Here is a 20,487-nt window from a genome sequence, read left to right as displayed (position 1 = left end):
TAAATAGTAAATTAACAAAATATTCTGAATTAAAATCCGTCACATATCCTCTTTCAAGCATACTTCCCCGTAAAAGAACGCAAAAAACACCCGTCCCTAACAAAGGGACGAGTGCTGAAATCGTGGTTCCACCCTTATTCTAATAAAATGAATTTATAACAAAATAAGCTCATTTTATAGCTCGTGTAAATTGATAACGGTTTTATCCGCCAAGAATTACAATGCATCATGCATGCAGTTCACTCTTGAAGTTTAGAGGTGGTAAGCTTGTCTTTTCGTATTAGGAAGCTCACAGCCTAAGGCTTCCCTCTCTGAGAATCGTAGAAAACAACTCATGTCCTCATCATTACTTTTATAAAATATCTTGTCGAAACTTGTTGTTTTTTATTATATGGGCTATTTTTTAAAAAATCAATAGTTTTATTTTTTCTGACAAAAAAATATAGGGAGAAAACTTTTTCTCCCTATAACTGACCTATTAATATTTCTAATTCTTCCGCTGTAATGTTTCGCCATTTTCCTACTTCAAGCTCATTTAGCTCTATATTCATAATGCGTTCTCGCTTTAGCTTTGTTACAGTAAACCCGAAAGCACGGCTCATTCTACGAATTTGTCTATTCATTCCTTGCGTTAAGACGATGCGAAATGTAGATTGATCGACTCTCGTCACTTTACATGGCTTCGTCATCCCATCTTTAATCTTTACACCACTGGACATCTCGTTAATAAACCAATCTGTAAAAGGTTTATCGACTGTGACAACATATTCTTTCTCGTGCTCATGATCTCCGTGTAAAATTTGATTGGCAATCGTGCCGTCATCCGTTAATAGAATAAGTCCTTCCGACGCTTTATCTAATCGTCCAACAGGAAAGATTCGCTCTGGGTAATTGATATAATCAATAATATTATCTTCAATATGATCAGCTGCTGTACAAGTAATTCCGACTGGTTTATGAAAGGCAATATACACCTTTTCTTTCTCTTCTTTTGCAATAACCTGTCCATCAATCGTTACAATATCACCATCGCTCACGATTGTACCGTGTGTACATATTTCACCGTTAATAGCCACGCGGCCTGCTTTAATAAGACGGTCTGTTTCACGTCTTGAGCAGGATTTTGCTTCGCTTATGTATTGGTTGATTTTCATGTTTTATTCCTTTTCTTATAGATTAAAAGCGTCAATCCATGGCAATATCATTATGCCATGGATTGACGCTCCTTTACTTCGCAAAAACAACTAAATAAATAACCCCAATTACCAAAAATATTCCGCAACAAGCTAACAATACTTTTGCAAGTTTGTCCATAAACATATAATGGTTTCCCCTTTTGTTTGGTTGTTTGCTATTTTAATTCAACAACTGTTACACCTAGGCCTCCCTCGCCCATGTCACCGTAGCGGTAGGTTTTCACGCCGCGATGTTTCTTCAAGTAATCTTGTACACCTTGGCGAAGCGCTCCTGTTCCTTTACCGTGAATAATTGACACACGAGGATAGCTTGCAAGCTGTGCATCGTCTAAATATTTTTCAACGCGCATCATTGCATCTTCATAACGTTCACCGCGAAGGTCTAGCTCTAACGACACGTGATAATCTCTACCCTTCACACTTGCGACTGCTTTTTTCTCAGTTTGCTTCGGTGTATTAATGTATTCCATATTGGATTCTTTCACTTTCATCTTCAGAATACCAATTTGTACGCTCCACTCTGTATCACTTACTTTTTCAAGCAATTGACCTTTTTGACCGAACGTTAACACTTTTACTTCATCACCTGGTCGTAATTGTTGTTTCGGTGCTGTATTTTTCACATTTATTTTTTGTTTCTTCACAAGCTCTGGCGCTGCCCCTTCTAAACGGCTCTTCGCTTCAATAAGCTCATGGTCTTTCACATTTACAAGCTGTGCTTTACGCAATTGACGAAGTTCATGAATAATGCCTTCTGCTTCTTTCTTCGCAGCTTCGACTTTTTCTTCCCCTTCTTTTTGCGCTTTTAATAATTTTTCATCGCGCTCATCGTTAAATTCAATAATTTGACGCTGTAATTCACGATGAAGTTTTTCAGATTGCTTACGATATTCTTCCGCTTCTTTTCGTTCGCTCTCTGCATTTTTTTGGCTTTCTTCTAGCTTTGCAATCATATTTTCGATTTTGTTCGTATCTGTACTAATATGGTTACGAGCGCGATCAATAACGCGATCAGACAAACCAAGGCGCTTCGAAATTTCAAAGGCGTTACTACGTCCTGGTACACCTATTAATAATTTGTACGTTGGACTTAATGTATTCACATCGAACTCAACGCTCGCATTAATAACTTGCTCACGATTGTATCCATATGCTTTTAATTCTGGGTAATGCGTCGTTGCAACAACGCGAGCACCACGGTTACATACTTCATCCAAAATTGAAATTGCTAGTGCAGCCCCTTCTTGCGGATCTGTCCCAGCACCTAATTCATCAAATAGGACTAAACTTTCAAAATCAGCTTTTTCTAAAATATCTACAATGTTTACCATATGAGAAGAGAATGTACTTAAATTTTGTTCAATCGATTGCTCATCACCGATATCAGCAAAGATGTTTTTAAATACACATATCTCTGATTCATCCATTACCGGAATATGAAGACCAGATTGCGCCATTAAGACACAAATACCGACTGTTTTCAGTGTAACTGTTTTACCACCTGTATTCGGTCCTGTAATAACGATTGTTGTAAAGTCTTTACCGAGCATAATGTTATTTGGTACGATAATTTCCGGATTGATAAGCGGATGGCGTGCTTGTTTTAAATCCATGTAGCGTTCATTATTTACGATTGGCTTCGTCGCTTTAATTCGCTTCGCATAAAGAGCTTTTGCAAAAATAAAATCAAGATTTGCAACTACTTCTACGTTTGATAGAACGATATCAGCTTCCATTGCTACTTCTTCCGTTAACATCATTAAAATGCGTTCTACTTCTTGTTTTTCTTTCACACGTGCTTCTTGAAGTGCGTTATTTAATTCCACGATTACTTGCGGTTCGATAAATAACGTTTGTCCAGAAGCAGATTGATCGTGAACAATACCACCATATACGCCGCGGTATTCTTGTTTTACCGGGATTACGTAGCGTTCGTTACGAATCGTTACAATTGCGTCTGATAACATTTTTTGCGAGTTTGAAGAACGCGTCATGTTTTCTAATTTCTCACGAATACGGCTTTCCGCAGTACGAATTTGGTTACGAATACCACGCAATTTGTCACTTGCGCTATCGACTACTTCACCGCCGTCACCAATACAATTTGTAATCTTCTTTTCTAAATCATATAAAGACACAATTTGCGCGACATGTGTTTCTAAAATTGGAAGCTCAACGCCGTTGTCAATCATATCGTCAATGAAACGTTTCATTTGGCGACTACCGTACATCGTACTTGCGATTTCAATTAATTCATGAGGACTTAACATACTTCCAATTTTCGCACGCTTAATATTTGAACGAATATCAGAGATCCCTCCAAGTGGTACATGTCCTTTTAAACGGATAACTTTCGCTGCCTCATCCGTTGTTTCTTGCAGTTCCACAATCTCTTCAAAATCTGTGCTTGGCACTAAATTCTTCACTTTATCACGCCCAAGTGAAGAGGCTGTATGTTCAAGTAATTGTTCTTTTACTTTATTGTATTCTAATACACGCAACGTTCGTTCTAACATGTTGCAGGTCCCCCCTGTATTACTTATTACGTTTAATATAGTCTAATAAACGTTCAATATCCCATGTGTTAATTACGTTATCTTTTTGAATCCAACCTTTACGCGCTGCTGCTACACCTGTTTCCATATCTTCTAACATTTCAAGTGTATGAGCATCCGTATTAATCGCTACTTTTACACCCGCATCTTGTGCTTGTTTTAATAATTTTGCACTTAAATCTAGACGGTTTGGATTTGCATTTAATTCTAAAACTGTATTTGTTTCTTTTGCGAGCTGGATTAATAAATCTGTATCTACATCGTAACCCTCGCGGCGCCCAAGAAGACGTCCTGTCGGATGAGCAATCATCGTGACATGCTTATTCTCAAGTGCAGTGCGAAGACGTTTCATAATCGTTTCACGGTCTTGTGAGAAGCTAGAATGAATCGCTCCAATAACATAATCTAGTTCTGCTAATACTTCATCGTCAAAATCAAGTGTCGCATCTGGTAAAATGTCCATTTCGATTCCGCGCAAAATTGTAATGTCTGGATACTTTTCATTCATACGTTCAATTTCTTTCGCTTGTTCACGAAGACGCTCTTTCGTTAAACCGTTCGCTACTTTCAAGTATTGCGAGTGATCAGTAATTGCCATAAATTTATACCCACGAGCACGACATGCTTGTACCATTTCCTCAATTGAAAAAGCACCGTCACTCCACGTTGTATGCATATGTAAATCACCTTGTATATCAGAGAACTGAATTAAGTTCGGATACTCTTTAATTAATTCAATTTCTTTTCCATCTTCACGCACTTCTGGTGGGATGAATGGAAGGCCAAAGTGGGCGAAGAATGCTTCTTCTGTTTCGAATGTTTTCACTTCACCTGTCTCTAAGATTTCCACACCATATTCACTAATTTTCTCGCCTCTATCTTTCGCGATTTGGCGCATTTTTACGTTATGGTCTTTTGATCCTGTGAAATGGTGAAGAGTTGTAATAAATTCTTCTGGTTTTACTAAGCGGAAATCAATTGAAATATCATATTCATATTGAAGACGAACAGATACTTTCGTATCTCCACTTGCAATCACTTCAATCATATTATCAAATTGTAGTAAATGTTCACGTACTACTGCTGGCTCTGTCGTTGCAATGATGAAATCTAAGTCTTTCACTGTCTCACGAACACGGCGTAAACTACCAGCGCGTGAGAAACGAATTATTTCAGCAACATTCGACAATTTCTCCTCTATTTCCCCGGCAATAGGCAATACCATCGCAATTGGTAACCTCTCTGGACGAGAGCCTACTTGATCAATTGCTTCTAATATTTTCTCTTCTGTTTTCTTACCGAATCCCGCTAAAGCTTGTACTTTATTTTCTTCACAAACAGCTTTTAACGTTTCCATATCAACAACACCAAGTTCTTTGTATAACTTAGCCACCTTCTTACCACCAAGGCCTGGTAGTTTTAATAGTGGTAATAAACTGCTTGGTACTTCTTTTTCAAGTTCTTGTAGTACTTCAGATGTTCCCGATTCTATATATTCTTGAATAACTGCTGCCGTTCCTTTTCCGATACCTGGAATCTTTGTGAAATCTTCAATTTCAGAAAGACTACGGTCATCACTTTCTAGTGCTGCCGCCGCTTTACGGAATGCAGATATTTTAAATGGATTCGCGCCCTTCAGTTCCATAAACAGGCCGATTGTCTCTAGTAATTTGATAACTTGTTTTTTATTCACTTTCATCATTACCCCGCCTTTCTTTCATAGAAAAAAACTTCTCTTTCCGAAAAAAGAGAAGTTACACTCTGCTACCTGTCTGCCATAGTTCCTTCACCTTTTCAGAAAGAATCGGTGTATCGTCTACAATTATTTTGCTAATTGATGATTTTTGTAATGGTGTTTGTATTTGTTCAATTGGAAGAATTGATCCAACAATAATTAAGACAAACAGAATGATATACACTTCTAAAAAGCCAAGAAGTGCCCCAGCAACCGCATTGACTTGCTTTAAAACTGGGATTTCTGCAAACATATTCAGTAAATTACCAAGTAGTGAAAGTGCGATTTTTGTAATAATAAATAATACAATAAACGCAATTGCTTGATAGAAGACACCCTCAATATTATTCGCATCTATCCATTCTGGAACAGAAACATTCTTATCAAATGGATACGGAATAATTTTCGCAAGTGCTGGCGCTAAATCTTTACAGTACCAGTATGCAACGAGGTATGCGATAATAAAGCTTGTTAACTTTACAAGTTGCAAAATAAATCCTCTGCGTAAACCGAGGAAGAATCCCATAACAAGCAGTAAAATGATAATAATATCAATCATGCTATTCAATTCCTTTTTGTGTCATACTTTCTTTCAATTTCTCATGTTCTTCTTTTAATTTTATGTAATCGTGTATGACGTTTACCGCCGTCAATACCGCTAGTCTACTCGTATCAAGCGAAGGATTCTTGGCATTGAGTTCGCGCATTTTATCATCCACAATCGCTGCTACCATGCGGATATGACTTGTACTTTCATCGCCAACAACTGAATATTGTTGACCATATATTTCTACATTAATTCGACTTTTATTTCCCTTTTGTTGTGACAACTCACCGGCCTCCAATCACGTACAGAATCCTAAAGTTTATCATACCATGAACCATCATAATATGGAAACAGAAAGAACAATCCGATATGATAAAAATAACAATATTAAAAAAGGAGCGACCATTTTGTCAAATTCTATCGTAATACAAACAAGTTCTAGTGCAATTGAAGACATGAAACAACAGTATAAACAAGCGCTTAGCCCGAAAATTCCGCAAGGCGGTGTCTTCATGGCAAAGGTGCCATCTTGCACGATTACAGCGTATAAATCTGGAAAAGTAATGTTCCAAGGAGGCCGTGCTGAAGCTGAAGCTGCTCGTTGGCAAACTGTCTCTCAAACACCGAAATCAGATGTGAAAAAATCGGTTGATTCACATCGTTATGCGCCGCCCGCTTCCATCGGTACAATGTCTATTCTAGGATCAGACGAAGTAGGTACTGGTGATTACTTCGGACCAATGACAGTAGTTGCTGTATATGTGGATGCGAAGCAAATTCCACTTTTAAAAGAACTTGGTGTAAAAGACTCCAAAAACTTAAACGATGCTCAAATTGCTGAGATTGCAAAACAACTCCTTCACGTTGTTCCTTACAGCTCTCTCGTTCTTCACAATGAAAAATATAATGAGCTATTTGACAAAGGAAACAACCAAGGTAAACTAAAAGCTTTACTGCATAATAAAGCAATTACAAACTTATTGGCAAAAATTGCACCTACAAAACCAGAAGGCATCTTAATCGACCAATTTACACAGCCTGATACATACTATAAATATTTAGCGAAACAAAAACAGGTACAGCGTGAAAATGTGTATTTCGCTACGAAAGGCGAAAGCGTCCATTTAGCAGTAGCTGCTGCTTCCATTTTAGCTCGTTACTCATTCGTAAAACAATTTGATGAACTAAGTAAAAAAGCTGGTATGCCACTTCCAAAAGGTGCTGGTAAACAAGTTGATATTGCCGCTGCTAAATTAATTCAAAAGCTTGGTAAAGAGAGATTACCTGAGTTTGTGAAACTGCATTTTGCTAATACGGAAAAGGCCTTTCGCTTACTAAAATAGTATCGACAAAAACAGGAGCCTACAAACTCCTGTTTTTTGTTTCATCCTACTATCGCCCTTATATTTTTGTTACAATATAAATATACAGATTATTTGAACTAAGGAGAGGGTCCCATTGCTACTTCTACAAATGATTCTAAATATTTTACTAGGTGATCCACACGAAAGACAGTTCAAAATTAGAGAAAACATTCACTACTCAGTGAACAACCACCGTTCAACGATTTAATAGAGCGCTATGGTCGATCTTTCTTATTAAACTTTCGGATTCGAAAGTTCATCGGGAAACACGATGCTCTCTTGTTAATACACAATCCAGCAAAACTACAATACTTCTGTGAGGAACTCGAATTTATGATTAGAAAAAGAGGATTGTTTACATAAGGAGGGAATTCCTATGAATGCTGTAAAAGTTAAAAAGTTATTATATGTTTTAGTACACCTCGTGGGCCCACTTTCTTACCTCACTATTTCTACCATTTGGGGAGCTTTTTTCACTACTAAATCCACATTCGAAAATATATCTGATAATCTTTGTGTGATGGCCATCTATTACGTGCTCATGAGCTTACTGTGGCTTTTCTATTTAGATCGATTAGACAAAGATGTAGATAAGATTACACAAGAGATTCATAACAACAAGATGTAATACATATAAAAAAGGAGAGCCGCCAAGACTCTCCCTTTTTATGTTAGCTTCGTTTCTGCTTCTTATTTGATGAAGGTACTTTATAAGAACCCGTTTCATGCGTAGTCGTACCTTGTCCTTCTACTTCTGAAGAACCTAAGCTTGATCTAGAATGGTCTGTTTTCACTTTCTTACTCATTACAATCACCCCCAAGATTACTTTTTACTTAAGAGTAAAAAACTATTCAGCGTAACAATCTGAACATATACTGGCTACTCTTTTATCCTCCTGTCTGTTTTTCACTAATATCCCATAGACGTTTTGCGGCATCCTTATCCAAGGCAGCTTCAGACATTTTTCCTATTTGCTTATCGGCATAGTAATAACCACTATGGTCAATGAATCCATTTGATTCTGCTAGCCATATTAAAGTTTCAGCACCTTCCTCGGGTGTACGAGAGAAAGGTTTCATTGCTGCCATAGTTAAGCGAGCAACCAGACCATTGTCCTGGTTAAAATTCGTATTCACTAGCCCCGGGTCAAAGCTATAAGCACTAACACCCGTTCCCTCCAACCGCTGTGCCAATTCAGAGGTGAATAAAATGTTAGCTAGTTTTGTTTGAGCATAACGCATTGTAGGACCGCCCATGAACTTCTTAACACCGCGATACAGTTGTTCTGCATCTAAATCACCGAAATCAATTCCCTTTTTAGCCATTTTGTGACCATGAGATGCGGTGGTAATAACACGAGCAGGAGCACTTTCTTTTAAACGCTCCAACAACAAATTAGTGAGTAAGAATGGACCTAAATGGTTTACCGCCCAGGTCATCTCCAAAACGTCCTCCGTAATTTGCCTTGTTTGAAATAAAGCACCCGCATTATTCACTAATATATCTATTCTCGGACACCTTTCTAAAATGTCAGTAGCTACCCGGCGTATAGATTGTTGGGAAGCCATATCAGCCAGAAATAAATCTACCACCACATTCCCATTCGTTACATCCTTAATTTGAGTAATAGCATCCTTCGCTTTTGCCTCGTTGCGTGCAATAATTCCTAGCTTGGCACCGCGCTCCGCAAATGCCTTAGCTGCCGCTAATCCAATACCACTTGTTGCACCAGTAATTACTATATACTTGTCACGCAATGTCCACTTTGTATGACTTGGAATTTCTCCCATTGTACAAAAACCCCTTCCCTATAAATGTCGCATTCGTTTTACTTATATATGAAGTGGGAAGGGAACTATGAACAACATCTTTTCCAATCGTGAAATACTTTATAAAATTCGGCTTGTAGTTACACCCCTTCCAATAAAAAAAGCGAGAGGAAATCCTCTCGCTTTTTTACATTTTAGAATTCTGAAGAACCTGGAGTTCTTGGGAATGGAATTACGTCACGGATGTTAGCCATACCAGTGATGTACATTAGGAAGCGCTCGAAACCTAGACCGAATCCAGCGTGTTTTGTACCGCCGTATTTTCTAAGTTCTAAGTACCACCAGTAGTCTTCTTCGTTCATACCTAATTCTTTAATTCTGTCTACTAAAACGTCCATTCTTTCTTCACGTTGGCTACCGCCGATTAATTCGCCGATTCCAGGAACTAGAAGGTCAGTAGCAGCTACTGTTTTACCATCTTCGTTCATACGCATGTAGAACGCTTTAATGTCTTTCGGATAGTCAGTTACGAATACAGGGCGTTTGAAGATTTCTTCTGATAAGTATCTTTCATGCTCTGTTTGTAAGTCAATACCCCATTCTACTGGGTATTTGAAATCAGCACCTGATTCTTGAAGTACTTTAATTGCTTCTGTATAAGTGATGCGACCGAAGTCAGAGTTGATTACGTTGTTCATGCGCTCTAGAACTGTTTTATCAACGAAGCTGTTGAAGAAGTCCATTTCTTCTGGTGCATGCTCTAGTACGTATTTCATTGCATATTTCAGCATATCTTCTGTAAGATCCATTACATCGCCTAATTCAGCGAATGCAATCTCAGGCTCAACCATCCAGAACTCCGCTGCGTGGCGAGTTGTGTTTGAGTTTTCTGCACGGAATGTAGGTCCGAATGTGTACACATCACGGAACGCTAACGCATAAGCTTCAGCATTCAGCTGTCCACTTACTGTTAAGTTTGTTTCTTTGCCGAAGAAGTCTTTTGATTCGTCAACTTGTCCGTCTTCACCTTTTGGTACGTTGTTTAAGTCTTGCGTTGTTACGCGGAACATTTCCCCTGCACCTTCTGTATCACTACCAGTGATAATTGGTGTGTGAACATGTACGAAACCACGCTCTTGGAAGAACTGGTGAATCGCAAATGCTGCGATAGAACGTACACGGAACGTTGCAGAGAATGCATTTGTTCTTGGACGTAAGTGAGCGATTGTACGTAAGTATTCAAACGTATGACGCTTCTTTTGAAGTGGGTAATCAGAATCCGATAAGCCCTCGATATCAATTTTTTCTGCTTTAATTTCAAATGGTTGCTTCGCTCCAGGCGTTGCAATTACTTTACCTTCTACTTTAACTGAAGAGCTAAGTGGAAGCTTTGCAATTTCTTTGAAGTTCTCTAATTCTGTATCGAAAACGATTTGAACACCTTTGAAGAAGCTACCGTCGTTTAATTCGATGAAACCAAATGCTTTTGAATCACGTAAGTTCCGAATCCAACCTGATACTTGTACTGTTTGATCTGCGTATTTATCTGTATCTCTATACAGACTTTTTACTAATGTGTTTTCCATAGTAAAATTCTCCTTTGCTGATATATTTAAATACAAAAAAACCTTTCATCCATAAAGGGACGAAAGGTTAAACTTCGCGGTACCACCCAATTTGTCATAAAGACCAACTTTAACTCGTATGTAATACATACTTCCCGGTTTGTAACAGGCCGGATTCCCGTCTAAGTCTACTCTTGAATACAAGTTTCAATTTCGGTTAGCAACTCCAAGGTGTTCTTCACATATACCGCCTCATCAGGCTCTCACCGCCCCTGACTCGCTTTGGATTATAGTATATACTACTTTTCCTTATCATCGTCTTTCGTTTTGTTAAACTAAAATTAATGTACTACATTCGAGGGAAAGATGCAAGATACCTTGCTATATATCGGCGATTTTTATAATATATCGAATTACCGATAACACTCGACAACCGCTCCAATAAAAAAATTGCCGGAATTAAATCCGGCAATTTTCAATTACTTACGTAACTCCGCACCAAATTTCTCTTCTACCGCTGTTAATACACGGCTATGTGCTTCTGTTACTTCTTCGTCTGTTAATGTACGTTCTGCATCGAAGTAGTTCATAGAGAATGCAAGTGATTTCTTGCCTTCTTCCATTTTTTCACCTTCGTATAAGTCGAATAGTGTTACTTCTTTTAGAAGTTCTCCGCCAGCTTCAGCAATGACTTGCTTCATTTCACCAGCTTTTGTTTCTGTTGTTACTACAACAGCCATATCACGTGTCATAGATGGGAAACGTGGAATTGCTGAGTAGTAAGTTTCTTCAGCGTCTGCACCGAATACTTTTGCAAGAGATAATTCAAATACGAATGTATTTTTCACATCTAATTGTTTTTCTGTTTCCGGATGCAATTGACCGATGAACCCGATTGCTTCACCATCTAATACGATGTCAGCTGTACGGCCTGGATGCATACCTTCACGTTTTGCTGGTGCATATGTGATTTGGTTTGCAACGCCTAGTACGTCGAATAATCCTTCTAGCACACCTTTCACAACGAAGAAGTCTACAACTTTCTTCTCACCTTGCCATGCATGGTGAAGAGCAAGACCTGTCATAACACCTGCAAGATGTTGTTCTTCTTTCGGAAGCTCTCCTGCTTCAGTTGGTAAGAAGATAGAACCTACTTCATATAAAGCAACGCTGTCGTTTTTACGTGCAACATTGTATGAAACTGCTTCTAACAATTGTGGCACTAAGCTTAAACGAAGTTGGCTACGCTCTTCGCTCATTGGAAGCGCAAGATTTACAGGAGCTTTTTCATTCGGCTCAACCATGTATTGTTTCGCTTTGTCAGCGCTTGTTAATGAATACGTGATTGCTTCATATAAACCAGCGCCTTCTAGGAAGCGGCGTACTTTACGACGTTTCGTTTGTGCTGATGTTAATTTACCACGTGTCATCGTTCCAGAAGGTAATGTAACTGGAATGTGATCATAACCGTACAGACGACCTACTTCTTCTACTAAGTCTTCTGAAATTGTAATATCAGGACGACGTGCTGGTACATTTACATGGAATGTTCCTTCTACTTCTGTAAATGGGAATTTTAAGTTTGTGAACATTGTACCCATTTCACTTGCAGAAATATCTGTACCTAATACACGGTTGACTTTCTCAGCTGTAACAGATACTGTACGCTCTTCTACTTGTAAGTTATCAGCTTCTACTACACCTTCAAGTGCTTCACCGCCAGCGTATTTTGCCATTAAAGCAGCTGCATGTTGAATCGCTTCAAATGTGCGTGTTGGGTCGATTCCTTTTTCGAAACGTGCACTTGATTCACTACGAAGACCTAAGTCTTTTGATGTACGGCGTACAGTTTGACCTGCAAAGTATGCAGACTCGATTAAAACGTTTACCGTCTCATTTGTAACTTCAGAATCAGCTCCGCCCATTACACCAGCAACAGCTAAAGCTTTTGTACCGTTTGTAATTACAAGATGATGTTCTTGTAACGTACGCTCTTGATCATCTAGCGTTTCAATTTTTTCGCCTTCTTTTGCAAGACGAACAACGATTTCTTTTGAACCTAATTTATCGTAATCGAATGCATGTAACGGTTGACCGTATTCCATTAAAATGTAGTTTGTAATATCAACTACATTGCTAATTGGACGAATGCCAGCTGCCATAAGGCGCGTTTGCATCCACATTGGTGATGGACCAATCTTTACGTTCTTCACCATTTTTGCAATATATAATGGGTTTTCTTCTTTCGCTTCTACACTTACAGAAATGTAGTCAGAAGTTTTTTCTGCTGTTTCTTGTAAGTCGATAGCCGGAAGTTTTACTTCACGGCCATAAATAGCAGCTACTTCATATGCAACACCTAACATGTTTAAGCAATCTGCACGGTTTGGTGTTAAACCAAGCTCAAGTACTTCATCATGTAAGTTTAAAATTTCAAGTGCATCTGCACCAACTTCAGCGTCACTTGGGAAGATGAAAATACCATCTGCGTATTCTTTTGAAACTAATTTCCCATCAATGCCAAGCTCCTGAAGAGCACAAACCATGCCGTGAGAAGCTTCACCACGTAGTTTTGCTTTTTTAATTTTGAAGTTACCAGGAAGTACAGCGCCAACTTTTGCAACTGGTACTTTTAAACCTTTTGCAATGTTAGCAGCTCCACAAATAATTTGAACTGGCTCTTCTTCACCGATATCGATTAAGCATTTGCTTAATTTATCAGCTTCTGGGTGTTTTTCACATTCTAATACGTGACCAACTACAACACCTTTTACACCTTTATTTAATACTTCAACACCTTCTACTTCAATACCACTTTTCGTGATTTTGTCTGCTAGTTCTTGTGCTGTTACATCTTTAATATCTACATACTCTTGTAACCAACGATATGATACGAACATATTTATCCTCTCCTTCCCTTACGCTCGTTTGAATTGTTGTAAGAAACGTACATCATTTGTATAGAAATGACGAATGTCATCTACGCCGTATTTCAACATTGCGATACGTTCTGCGCCCATACCAAATGCGAAACCTTGATATTCTTTTGAATCATAACCAGCCATTTCAAGTACGTTCGGGTGAACCATACCTGCGCCTAAAATTTCGATCCAGCCAGTTCCTTTACAAGTGCCGCAACCTTTACCGTGACACATCATACAAGAAATATCCATCTCTACAGATGGCTCTGTGAATGGGAAGAAACTTGGACGAAGACGGATTTCACGGTCTTCACCGAACATCTTTTTCACGAATACTTGCAGTGTACCTTTTAAATCACTCATACGAATGTTTTTATCAATTACAAGACCTTCAATTTGCATGAACTGGTGTGAATGTGTCGCATCATCGTCATCGCGGCGATACACTTTACCAGGACAAATAATTTTGATTGGGCCTTTTTCTTTATTATTTTCCATCGTACGTGCTTGCACAGAAGATGTATGTGTACGTAATAACGTTTCTTCTGTAATATAGAATGTATCTTGCATATCACGCGCTGGGTGATCTTTCGGTAAGTTTAATGCTTCGAAGTTGTAGTAGTCTTTTTCTACTTCTGTTCCTTCAGCTACTTCATAACCCATACCGATGAATACATCTTCAATTTGTTCAACAACTGCTGTTAACGGATGGTGACAACCTGTTTCAACAGGACGACCTGGCAGTGTAACATCAATTGTTTCAGTAGCTAATTTCGCCTCAATTACTGCTTTTTCTAAGTTGCCAATTTTGTCTTCTAGACGCGTTTGAATCGCTTCACGTACTTCATTTACTAATGCTCCCATACGTGGACGCTCTTCTGCTGATAATTTTCCCATGCCGCGTAATACTTCTGTAATTGGACCTTTTTTCCCTAAATACGCTACGCGTACGTCGTTTAAGCCCTTTAGCTCTTTCGCTTCTTCAATAAGCTCTAACGCTTTTTGCTTTAGCTCTTTTAAACGTGCTTCCATTTGGAACCCTCCTAATTTTAAAAATAAAAAAACCTCGCTCCCAAAAAGGGACGAGGTAAATTCGCGGTACCACCCTAAATTGACAGAACATGTCTGCCCACTCATTAGTTATAACGATCAATTCTGACCGGAACGCCTTTACATATAAATGGTCCTGGCGCCAACTCCAGAGGTGAATTCACTTCCATCTACCATAAGAATGCTTTCAGTCTACGGCACTCTCTCCCTATATGGCGATTTTGTAAGCTACTCTTCTCTATCAACGTTTTTCGTTATTTAACTTTTATTGTATGTTCATTACAAACATATACTTCAACTTATTATAAGAAGTTTTTTATTTGTTCGCAACTGGGCTTTGTAAATAATACGTTAAAATCCCTGCTGCAACCGCAACATTTAATGATTCTGCCCCGCCGTAAATCGGAATATACAGGTTTTGATCCGTTTTCGCAAGAATTTCTTGGCGTACGCCGCTTCCTTCATTTCCTACAATTAATGCAAAACTTCCAGCCGGTGTTACTTCACCAAATGGAACTCCATTCTCAAGAGCCGTTCCATATACAGGGACGTTATTTTCTTTTAACTTGTCTACCCATTCTTCTAAGTTCCCTTTTACGATCGGTAAGTGAAAAATAGAACCTTGTGTAGAGCGTAATACTTTACTATTATAAACATCAACGCACCCTTCTCCAAGCACAACGGCATGAATACCAGCTGCATCAGCTGTACGAATAATCGTTCCCAAATTACCTGGGTCTTGAAGGCCGTCTAATAAAAGAAATTTCCCATCAGTAAGAGCTACTTCTTTCTCATGTTTCTCACAAACAGCAAATACGCCTTGCGTTGTTTCTGTTTCGCGAAGTACTTTTACAATTGCTTCAGGCACAATATACATTTCAACATCATTAACTGTCCAATCTTTCGGAAGATCTGTCTGATCTGAAACGATAAGTTCTGTTACAACTCCTGCCTTTAACGCTTCCTCTACTAAATGGAATCCTTCTACAAAAAATAAACCTTTGTTATCGCGCTCTTTTTTCGTCTGCAGCTTTTTCCACTGCTTCACACGCGGGTTCTGTACTGAATCAATGTTTTTCATAATATGTATTTCCCTCTCTTCTTGTCTTATCATTATAGCCTATTTTTCATACATATTTACATAAAAAAGAACAAAAACTAACGTCAGTTTCAATTCTGAAGAAGAGGTGAAGATAATGAGTTTTAATTTACGCGGCGCTGTATTAGCAAATGTATCTGGAAATTCACAAGACCAATTACAAGAAACGATTGTCGATGCAATTCAAAGCGGTGAAGAAAAAATGCTTCCAGGTCTTGGCGTTTTATTCGAAGTCATTTGGAAAAATGCTGATGAAAATGAAAAACACGAAATGTTAGGAACACTGGAGCAAGGATTAAAAAAATAAACAATAAAAAGATCACCTTAGAAAAAATTAAGGTGATCTTTTTATGTCTATAAAATTTTTCTTCTCCTAAACATTTCTACTTTACTAACGCTGATTGATGGAGTACAATGTTCAAAATACATTTAAACCGATCGATTTTCTTCATATACACCATTAGATAAAAGGAGTGAATGTTTTATGCACCGTATTACGCTTGAACAAATTTTTAAACACCACATTACACAAAAATATGTAAATCGTTCTGGAATGGTCCACGCGATCGCTGTCGCTTACCATGCGTTTCACTTAGCCAAAAAGCATCACGCCTCAGTCGATGCTGCGACAAAGGCTGGTTTCCTTCACGATATCGGACATCATACATGGTACACAGGCGGCGAATGGGACTATGACTTATATAAAAAGAATGATATACATGCAATTAAAGGAGCGGAAAGAGCTCACAAGTTGCTTATTAGACTAGGAGAACATCCAAAACTAGCAAAAGAAATTTCTGTTGCAATTCTATTGCATACTGATTCTTTCCTAGTAGAACAATCACTTGAAAGAACACCTCTACAAAACATTATTAAGTGGGCAGATGAAGCCGATGAAGAACCGGGCGGAGCACACCATTACCGAACTATTTCTTATGAAAAGGCACTAAAAGCAATTCAGCAATTAGACCGATTGGTAGAGCGTGAATTACAAATAGAGCAATCGAAATCGAATCCCAAAGCAGAACATAGTTATCATTGAGAAAGAGGCATCACTATAGGGTGATACCTCTTTTATTATTTCCCCCTAAAAAACACACGGAATATTTCAAATTTAAATCTTGTATGTAATATTTAAACGTAACATTCCAAATTCAAATCAACTATAATTTTATATATAAATATAAAGAGGTGATTTGAACATATGCAACCCGCTGCACAAATTCCACACGAACAGAAAAACTCCATGTCATGGTTACAATTTCTTGGAGTTTTATTCATTCTCTTTCCATGTCTCTCATTAATAAATATACTCTTTACATTTTTACCTATTGAGTTATATGGATACATTAACCCAGATACAAATAAACCTTTGCTTGAATCTATAGAAAATGTAAGTTATGAATTAGTTGCCCTACTTTTACTAATCGTATATATCATGAAATATAAACCACTGAAAGAACTAGTATTACCCACATTCGATTTTCGAGTTTTAAAATCTTTTCAGATGTACATCTATGTTCTCATTTATTATGTACTCACCCTGTTTGTAGATATGTTTGTATTAGATAAATCATTCCCTTCATCCGTACAAGAACAGTCTGATGCATTGCAACTTTCAACACTAGAGCACTATCCACTTCTCTTACTTCTAGCTGGTGGGATTTTTGCACCTATTTTTGAAGAGCTTGTGTGCAGAGGTATTCTTCTTCGTTTTTTCGAAGAGAAGTTTACCATTTGGCCAGCTGTAATTCTCTCAAGTTTAATTTTCGGTATTGCTCATACGTACTCTGTGGGAATTATGGTTAGCGCATTTATGACGGGAATATTTGCTTGTTTATTGTACAAACAAACTAAATCTATTATTCCAGCTATACTATTACATATTTTGACTAATATAATCGCCTTTTCAACGTAAAAAAGAGGTATCATCACGCTACCTCTCTTTACTCTTTTATAACAGCTTCAAACTCTTCTCCCATCACACTATCCCCTAGCTTTTCAAAGAGCTAATAACACATCATCCATACATTCCTATCAAGTTATTCATATTCATTAAAGATATCCAAAATAAACCTCATGTAGTAAAATATTACTTAATTAATATAAAGGAGTTTGTATATGTTCAGTATTATTTGGATGATTTTTATGCCGCTTCTCATGTTGTGCGGAATTGCTGGTGGTATTTTTTTAGTGGTAACCGGAATTATTCATCGTAAATTCCTTGCTATTTTAATGGGGATTATTTGCTGCTCATTCGTTATAATGCCTTTTATTTTTTTGAACAAAGGTATAAGCGGAGAGGATATTCTTCATATTCCAGCGGTTCTATATTGGGTGCTTTTCTCTCTAGCTGGTTTATTAGCAGGGATTAATGGGGCACCTTCAAAAATTAAAAGTATACGTAATATGGGATTCATTATTTTCTCGGTAGGACTGTTCGCAGCTATTTGTTATCAGCTCATGTCTATGCCTGATTCATATTTCATTCGTTAAGGAGTTATTACACATGGAAGTTACCGGATTGTTAGTTTGGATTATCTTAGGCCCTATTTTGATGCTATGTGAAGTCATCGTGGGCATTTTTTTAATTGTTGCTGGAATTAAATATCGAAATTTTTTTACATTCATAGCAGGATTGATTAGCATATTGCTTATCGTTGTTCCTATCATTTGTATAGGTTATGGAATAGATTTAGAGCGGATGCTCCCCATTTCAGGAACTTTATATTGGTGTCTCTTCTCTTTAGCTGGACTATTAGCTATTATAAGCGGAAGACAATTCACACATATTCGTTCTATGGGGATAATTTTGTTTATAACGGGATTATGCTCTTTGACTGCTTATCATCTTTTATATTTAACTACATAAAAACATAGAAAAGCAGGGAAATTAATTCCCTGCTTTTCTATTTCGTTTATTGCCTGATGGTAAGAAGAACGATAACACCCAAGCAATACCTGCTAATATCGTTGCAATTAAGAAGGCATCGTTAATACCGTTAATTGCAGATAGCTTTGAAATTTGTCCGAATAATAGTTGCGTACTCATCGCATCTCCTGCTTGAGCTGACCCGGCTAATGCCGCTAAGCTTTGGCCCATACCGTGTACTTTATCAACTAAAATTGGGTTTGACGTTGTTAACATATTGCCATAATCCGCTACGTGAGCAGTAGTTTGTTGCGTCATAAGTGTGATTAGTATCGCTGTTCCAATTGAACCAGCTACTTGTCTTGACGTATTTTGCGTTGCTGTACCGTGAGAAATTAATTTCATCGGCAATGCGTTCATACCAGCTGTCATAATTGGCATCATAATGAATGACATACCAATTGAACGTATAATATAATCCGTCATAATAACGCTATACGGTGTATCCATTGATAACGTTGTAAATTTATATGTCGCAAATGTTGTAATGGCTAATCCGACAATTGCTAACGGACGAATACCATACTTATCAAATAGTTTACCTGCAACTGGGCCCATAATCCCCATAATTAATGATCCCGGAAGGAGTAGTAGACCAGATTCCATCGGCGTAAAGCCGCGAATATTTTGCAGATATACTGGAAGTAATAACATACCTCCGAATAATGCCATCGTTACGATTGCATTAATTACTAATGTGAAAGTGAACGTTGGATATTTAAACACTTGTAAATCAAGCATTTTATTGTCCGTTGTTAACTCTCTCCAAATAAATACTGCTAAACCAATGACACCGATGATAAGTGTTATAATAACTTCTGCACTAGTCCAGCCATTATTTCCAGCTTCACTAAATCCGTACAATAAGCTACCTAGTCCAATACTTGAACTAATAACACCAAATACATCTAACTTAGTTTTAGACACCGGCTGTGCTAGTGTGAAGAATTTTAAAGATAAGAACGTAATAATTAAACCGATCACAAACATACCGTAGAACATTAAGTTCCAGCTATAATTTTCAATTACCCAACCTGTTACAGTTGGTCCTATAGCTGGCGCTAAAATCATTGCTACCCCTAGTAATCCCATCGCTGCTCCGCGCTTATGAGGCGGGAATAATGTCATGAAGATATTCATACCAACCGGCATTAAAATACCTGCACCGACCGCTTGAATAATGCGGCCCGTCATCATCATTGTAAAGTTACCTGATGTAGCACAAATGATAGATCCTACCGTGAAAAATAACATTGCCGCTACGAATAATTTACGATACGTAAATCGTGAAACTAAAAAGGCACTAATCGGTACTAAAATTCCGTTTACAAGCATGAAGCCTGTAATTAACCATTGGGCCGTTGAAGTTGATACGTTAAATTCGTTCATTAATGGAGGCAATGCAACATTAATGATTGTTTGGTTTAAAATAGAAACGAACATACCAAGAATTAATACAGCTACAACTGCCTTTACATTCACATTCTCTACCGGCAATTGTCTCTTCAGCATTTCTTTTTCCTGCTTTACTTGCTCTTGCTTTCCTGTTTCTAATTCCACTACGTTAGAAGCTTCTATTTCTTGTTTTTGTTCAAGTTCTGTTTCTGCTTTAGTTACCTCTATTTTACTTACGGCTGGGACTTGTTCTTCTCCCATATTCGTTTTTTTCTTTCGTAAAAGACGATTTACAAGGAAGAAGACGATTATACAAAATAGTGCATATCCTACAATTGCAATTGAGGACATCTCATCT

General features: G+C 37.9%; 19 protein-coding genes, 1 pseudogene and 3 other annotated features. Of the genes and pseudogenes, 8 read left to right on the top strand and 12 right to left on the bottom strand.

The window, feature by feature from the left end; all coding sequences use genetic code 11:
- Positions 1-100: 100 nt before the first annotated feature.
- Positions 101-356 (bottom strand) — a binding site (T-box leader).
- A gap of 108 nt (positions 357-464) precedes the next feature.
- From QCI75_RS04570 to zapA, 5 genes are all read right to left on the bottom strand, one after another.
- Positions 465-1,154 carry a 23S rRNA pseudouridine(2604) synthase RluF gene (locus tag QCI75_RS04570; RefSeq protein ID WP_144506945.1) on the bottom strand — a complete coding sequence of 230 codons (690 nt, stop codon included), beginning with the start codon at positions 1,152-1,154 and terminating at the stop codon, positions 465-467.
- A 197-nt stretch (positions 1,155-1,351) separates the two neighbouring features.
- Entirely contained in the window at positions 1,352-3,712 is a 2,361-nt protein-coding gene (locus QCI75_RS04565) for an endonuclease MutS2 (RefSeq protein ID WP_353760005.1), read from the bottom strand.
- Between the two features lie 19 nt (positions 3,713-3,731).
- Positions 3,732-5,450, bottom strand: a complete 1,719-nt coding sequence (gene polX / locus QCI75_RS04560; protein WP_002088901.1) for a DNA polymerase/3'-5' exonuclease PolX — start codon at positions 5,448-5,450, stop codon at positions 3,732-3,734.
- A 55-nt stretch (positions 5,451-5,505) separates the two neighbouring features.
- Positions 5,506-6,045, bottom strand: a complete 540-nt coding sequence (locus QCI75_RS04555) for a CvpA family protein (protein WP_002015450.1) — start codon at positions 6,043-6,045, stop codon at positions 5,506-5,508.
- 1 nt (position 6,046) lies between these two features.
- Positions 6,047-6,316 (bottom strand): cell division protein ZapA, encoded by a 270-nt coding sequence (zapA, locus tag QCI75_RS04550; protein WP_002112165.1) that lies wholly within the window; start codon positions 6,314-6,316, stop codon positions 6,047-6,049.
- Between the two features lie 124 nt (positions 6,317-6,440).
- Here zapA and rnhC point away from each other — a divergent pair, with 124 nt between their 5' ends.
- From rnhC to QCI75_RS04535, 3 genes and pseudogenes are all read left to right on the top strand, one after another.
- Complete coding sequence (gene rnhC, locus QCI75_RS04545) at positions 6,441-7,376, top strand: ribonuclease HIII (RefSeq protein ID WP_144506947.1); 936 nt, start codon at positions 6,441-6,443, stop codon at positions 7,374-7,376.
- 115 nt (positions 7,377-7,491) lie between these two features.
- Positions 7,492-7,760: pseudogene (locus tag QCI75_RS04540) on the top strand (hypothetical protein).
- Positions 7,761-7,773: 13 nt separating this feature from the next.
- Entirely contained in the window at positions 7,774-8,025 is a 252-nt protein-coding gene (locus tag QCI75_RS04535) for a hypothetical protein (RefSeq protein ID WP_144506948.1), read from the top strand.
- 43 nt (positions 8,026-8,068) lie between these two features.
- On the opposite strand, the gene QCI75_RS04530 is transcribed toward QCI75_RS04535, so the two are convergent.
- The 6 genes from QCI75_RS04530 to QCI75_RS04505 all read right to left on the bottom strand — a co-directional run bounded on the left by QCI75_RS04530 (position 8,069) and on the right by QCI75_RS04505 (position 15,817).
- Positions 8,069-8,203 (bottom strand): YuzL family protein, encoded by a 135-nt coding sequence (locus QCI75_RS04530; RefSeq protein ID WP_144506949.1) that lies wholly within the window; start codon positions 8,201-8,203, stop codon positions 8,069-8,071.
- An 82-nt stretch (positions 8,204-8,285) separates the two neighbouring features.
- Positions 8,286-9,188, bottom strand: coding sequence for an SDR family oxidoreductase (locus tag QCI75_RS04525; protein ID WP_353760004.1), 903 nt, complete (start codon positions 9,186-9,188; stop codon positions 8,286-8,288).
- A gap of 173 nt (positions 9,189-9,361) precedes the next feature.
- Positions 9,362-10,753, bottom strand: coding sequence for an asparagine--tRNA ligase (asnS, locus tag QCI75_RS04520; RefSeq protein ID WP_002122931.1), 1,392 nt, complete (start codon positions 10,751-10,753; stop codon positions 9,362-9,364).
- 52 nt (positions 10,754-10,805) lie between these two features.
- Positions 10,806-11,057 (bottom strand) — a binding site (T-box leader).
- 154 nt (positions 11,058-11,211) lie between these two features.
- The gene (gene pheT, locus QCI75_RS04515) at positions 11,212-13,632 is read right to left on the bottom strand and encodes a phenylalanine--tRNA ligase subunit beta (protein WP_144505144.1); all 2,421 of its coding nucleotides are present in this window, start codon (positions 13,630-13,632) and stop codon (positions 11,212-11,214) included.
- A gap of 18 nt (positions 13,633-13,650) precedes the next feature.
- Positions 13,651-14,685 carry a phenylalanine--tRNA ligase subunit alpha gene (gene pheS / locus QCI75_RS04510; RefSeq protein ID WP_000388220.1) on the bottom strand — a complete coding sequence of 345 codons (1,035 nt, stop codon included), beginning with the start codon at positions 14,683-14,685 and terminating at the stop codon, positions 13,651-13,653.
- A gap of 43 nt (positions 14,686-14,728) precedes the next feature.
- Positions 14,729-14,957: a binding site (T-box leader), on the bottom strand.
- A gap of 62 nt (positions 14,958-15,019) precedes the next feature.
- Positions 15,020-15,817: a TrmH family RNA methyltransferase gene (locus QCI75_RS04505; protein WP_144505146.1), complete on the bottom strand. Its 798-nt coding sequence runs from the start codon at positions 15,815-15,817 to the stop codon at positions 15,020-15,022.
- Between the two features lie 82 nt (positions 15,818-15,899).
- On the opposite strand from QCI75_RS04505, the gene sspI reads away from it, so the two are divergent.
- The 5 genes from sspI to QCI75_RS04480 all read left to right on the top strand — a co-directional run bounded on the left by sspI (position 15,900) and on the right by QCI75_RS04480 (position 18,674).
- Entirely contained in the window at positions 15,900-16,109 is a 210-nt protein-coding gene (gene sspI / locus QCI75_RS04500; RefSeq protein WP_000009511.1) for a small acid-soluble spore protein SspI, read from the top strand.
- Between the two features lie 177 nt (positions 16,110-16,286).
- Positions 16,287-16,844 (top strand): HD domain-containing protein, encoded by a 558-nt coding sequence (locus tag QCI75_RS04495; RefSeq protein ID WP_144505148.1) that lies wholly within the window; start codon positions 16,287-16,289, stop codon positions 16,842-16,844.
- A gap of 162 nt (positions 16,845-17,006) precedes the next feature.
- On the top strand, positions 17,007-17,720 hold the full coding sequence (locus QCI75_RS04490; protein ID WP_144505150.1) for a CPBP family intramembrane glutamic endopeptidase: 714 nt from the start codon (positions 17,007-17,009) through the stop codon (positions 17,718-17,720).
- Between the two features lie 203 nt (positions 17,721-17,923).
- Positions 17,924-18,298 carry an ammonia permease gene (locus tag QCI75_RS04485; protein WP_144505152.1) on the top strand — a complete coding sequence of 125 codons (375 nt, stop codon included), beginning with the start codon at positions 17,924-17,926 and terminating at the stop codon, positions 18,296-18,298.
- A 13-nt stretch (positions 18,299-18,311) separates the two neighbouring features.
- Positions 18,312-18,674 (top strand): ammonia permease, encoded by a 363-nt coding sequence (locus QCI75_RS04480; protein WP_144505154.1) that lies wholly within the window; start codon positions 18,312-18,314, stop codon positions 18,672-18,674.
- Between the two features lie 21 nt (positions 18,675-18,695).
- Here the strand turns inward: QCI75_RS04480 and QCI75_RS04475 are convergent, their stop codons facing one another.
- Positions 18,696-20,480, bottom strand: coding sequence for a DHA2 family efflux MFS transporter permease subunit (locus tag QCI75_RS04475; RefSeq protein ID WP_353760003.1), 1,785 nt, complete (start codon positions 20,478-20,480; stop codon positions 18,696-18,698).
- Positions 20,481-20,487: the final 7 nt, after the last annotated feature.

Source organism: Bacillus cereus group sp. RP43 (genome assembly GCF_040459645.1).
Lineage (GTDB): Bacteria > Bacillota > Bacilli > Bacillales > Bacillaceae_G > Bacillus_A > Bacillus_A mycoides_C.
Note: the sequence above shows the minus strand (reverse complement) of the source record. Positions and strands in the feature narration are given on the sequence as shown.

Excerpts from the sequence above, each read along its gene's own strand:
- QCI75_RS04525 (WP_353760004.1), bottom strand. The coding sequence starts at position 9,188 with ATGGGAGAAATTCCAAGTCATACAAAGTGGACATTGCGTGACAAGTAT.
- pheS (WP_000388220.1), bottom strand. The coding sequence starts at position 14,685 with ATGGAAGCACGTTTAAAAGAGCTAAAGCAAAAAGCGTTAGAGCTTATT.
- QCI75_RS04535 (WP_144506948.1), top strand. The coding sequence starts at position 7,774 with ATGAATGCTGTAAAAGTTAAAAAGTTATTATATGTTTTAGTACACCTC.
- QCI75_RS04555 (WP_002015450.1), bottom strand. The coding sequence starts at position 6,045 with ATGATTGATATTATTATCATTTTACTGCTTGTTATGGGATTCTTCCTC.
- QCI75_RS04505 (WP_144505146.1), bottom strand. The coding sequence starts at position 15,817 with ATGATAAGACAAGAAGAGAGGGAAATACATATTATGAAAAACATTGAT.
- QCI75_RS04490 (WP_144505150.1), top strand. The coding sequence starts at position 17,007 with ATGCAACCCGCTGCACAAATTCCACACGAACAGAAAAACTCCATGTCA.
- QCI75_RS04565 (WP_353760005.1), bottom strand. The coding sequence starts at position 3,712 with ATGTTAGAACGAACGTTGCGTGTATTAGAATACAATAAAGTAAAAGAA.
- QCI75_RS04570 (WP_144506945.1), bottom strand. The coding sequence starts at position 1,154 with ATGAAAATCAACCAATACATAAGCGAAGCAAAATCCTGCTCAAGACGT.
- polX (WP_002088901.1), bottom strand. The coding sequence starts at position 5,450 with ATGAAAGTGAATAAAAAACAAGTTATCAAATTACTAGAGACAATCGGC.
- sspI (WP_000009511.1), top strand. The coding sequence starts at position 15,900 with ATGAGTTTTAATTTACGCGGCGCTGTATTAGCAAATGTATCTGGAAAT.
- QCI75_RS04475 (WP_353760003.1), bottom strand. The coding sequence starts at position 20,480 with ATGTCCTCAATTGCAATTGTAGGATATGCACTATTTTGTATAATCGTC.
- QCI75_RS04480 (WP_144505154.1), top strand. The coding sequence starts at position 18,312 with ATGGAAGTTACCGGATTGTTAGTTTGGATTATCTTAGGCCCTATTTTG.
- QCI75_RS04530 (WP_144506949.1), bottom strand. The coding sequence starts at position 8,203 with ATGAGTAAGAAAGTGAAAACAGACCATTCTAGATCAAGCTTAGGTTCT.
- asnS (WP_002122931.1), bottom strand. The coding sequence starts at position 10,753 with ATGGAAAACACATTAGTAAAAAGTCTGTATAGAGATACAGATAAATAC.
- pheT (WP_144505144.1), bottom strand. The coding sequence starts at position 13,632 with ATGTTCGTATCATATCGTTGGTTACAAGAGTATGTAGATATTAAAGAT.
- QCI75_RS04495 (WP_144505148.1), top strand. The coding sequence starts at position 16,287 with ATGCACCGTATTACGCTTGAACAAATTTTTAAACACCACATTACACAA.
- QCI75_RS04485 (WP_144505152.1), top strand. The coding sequence starts at position 17,924 with ATGTTCAGTATTATTTGGATGATTTTTATGCCGCTTCTCATGTTGTGC.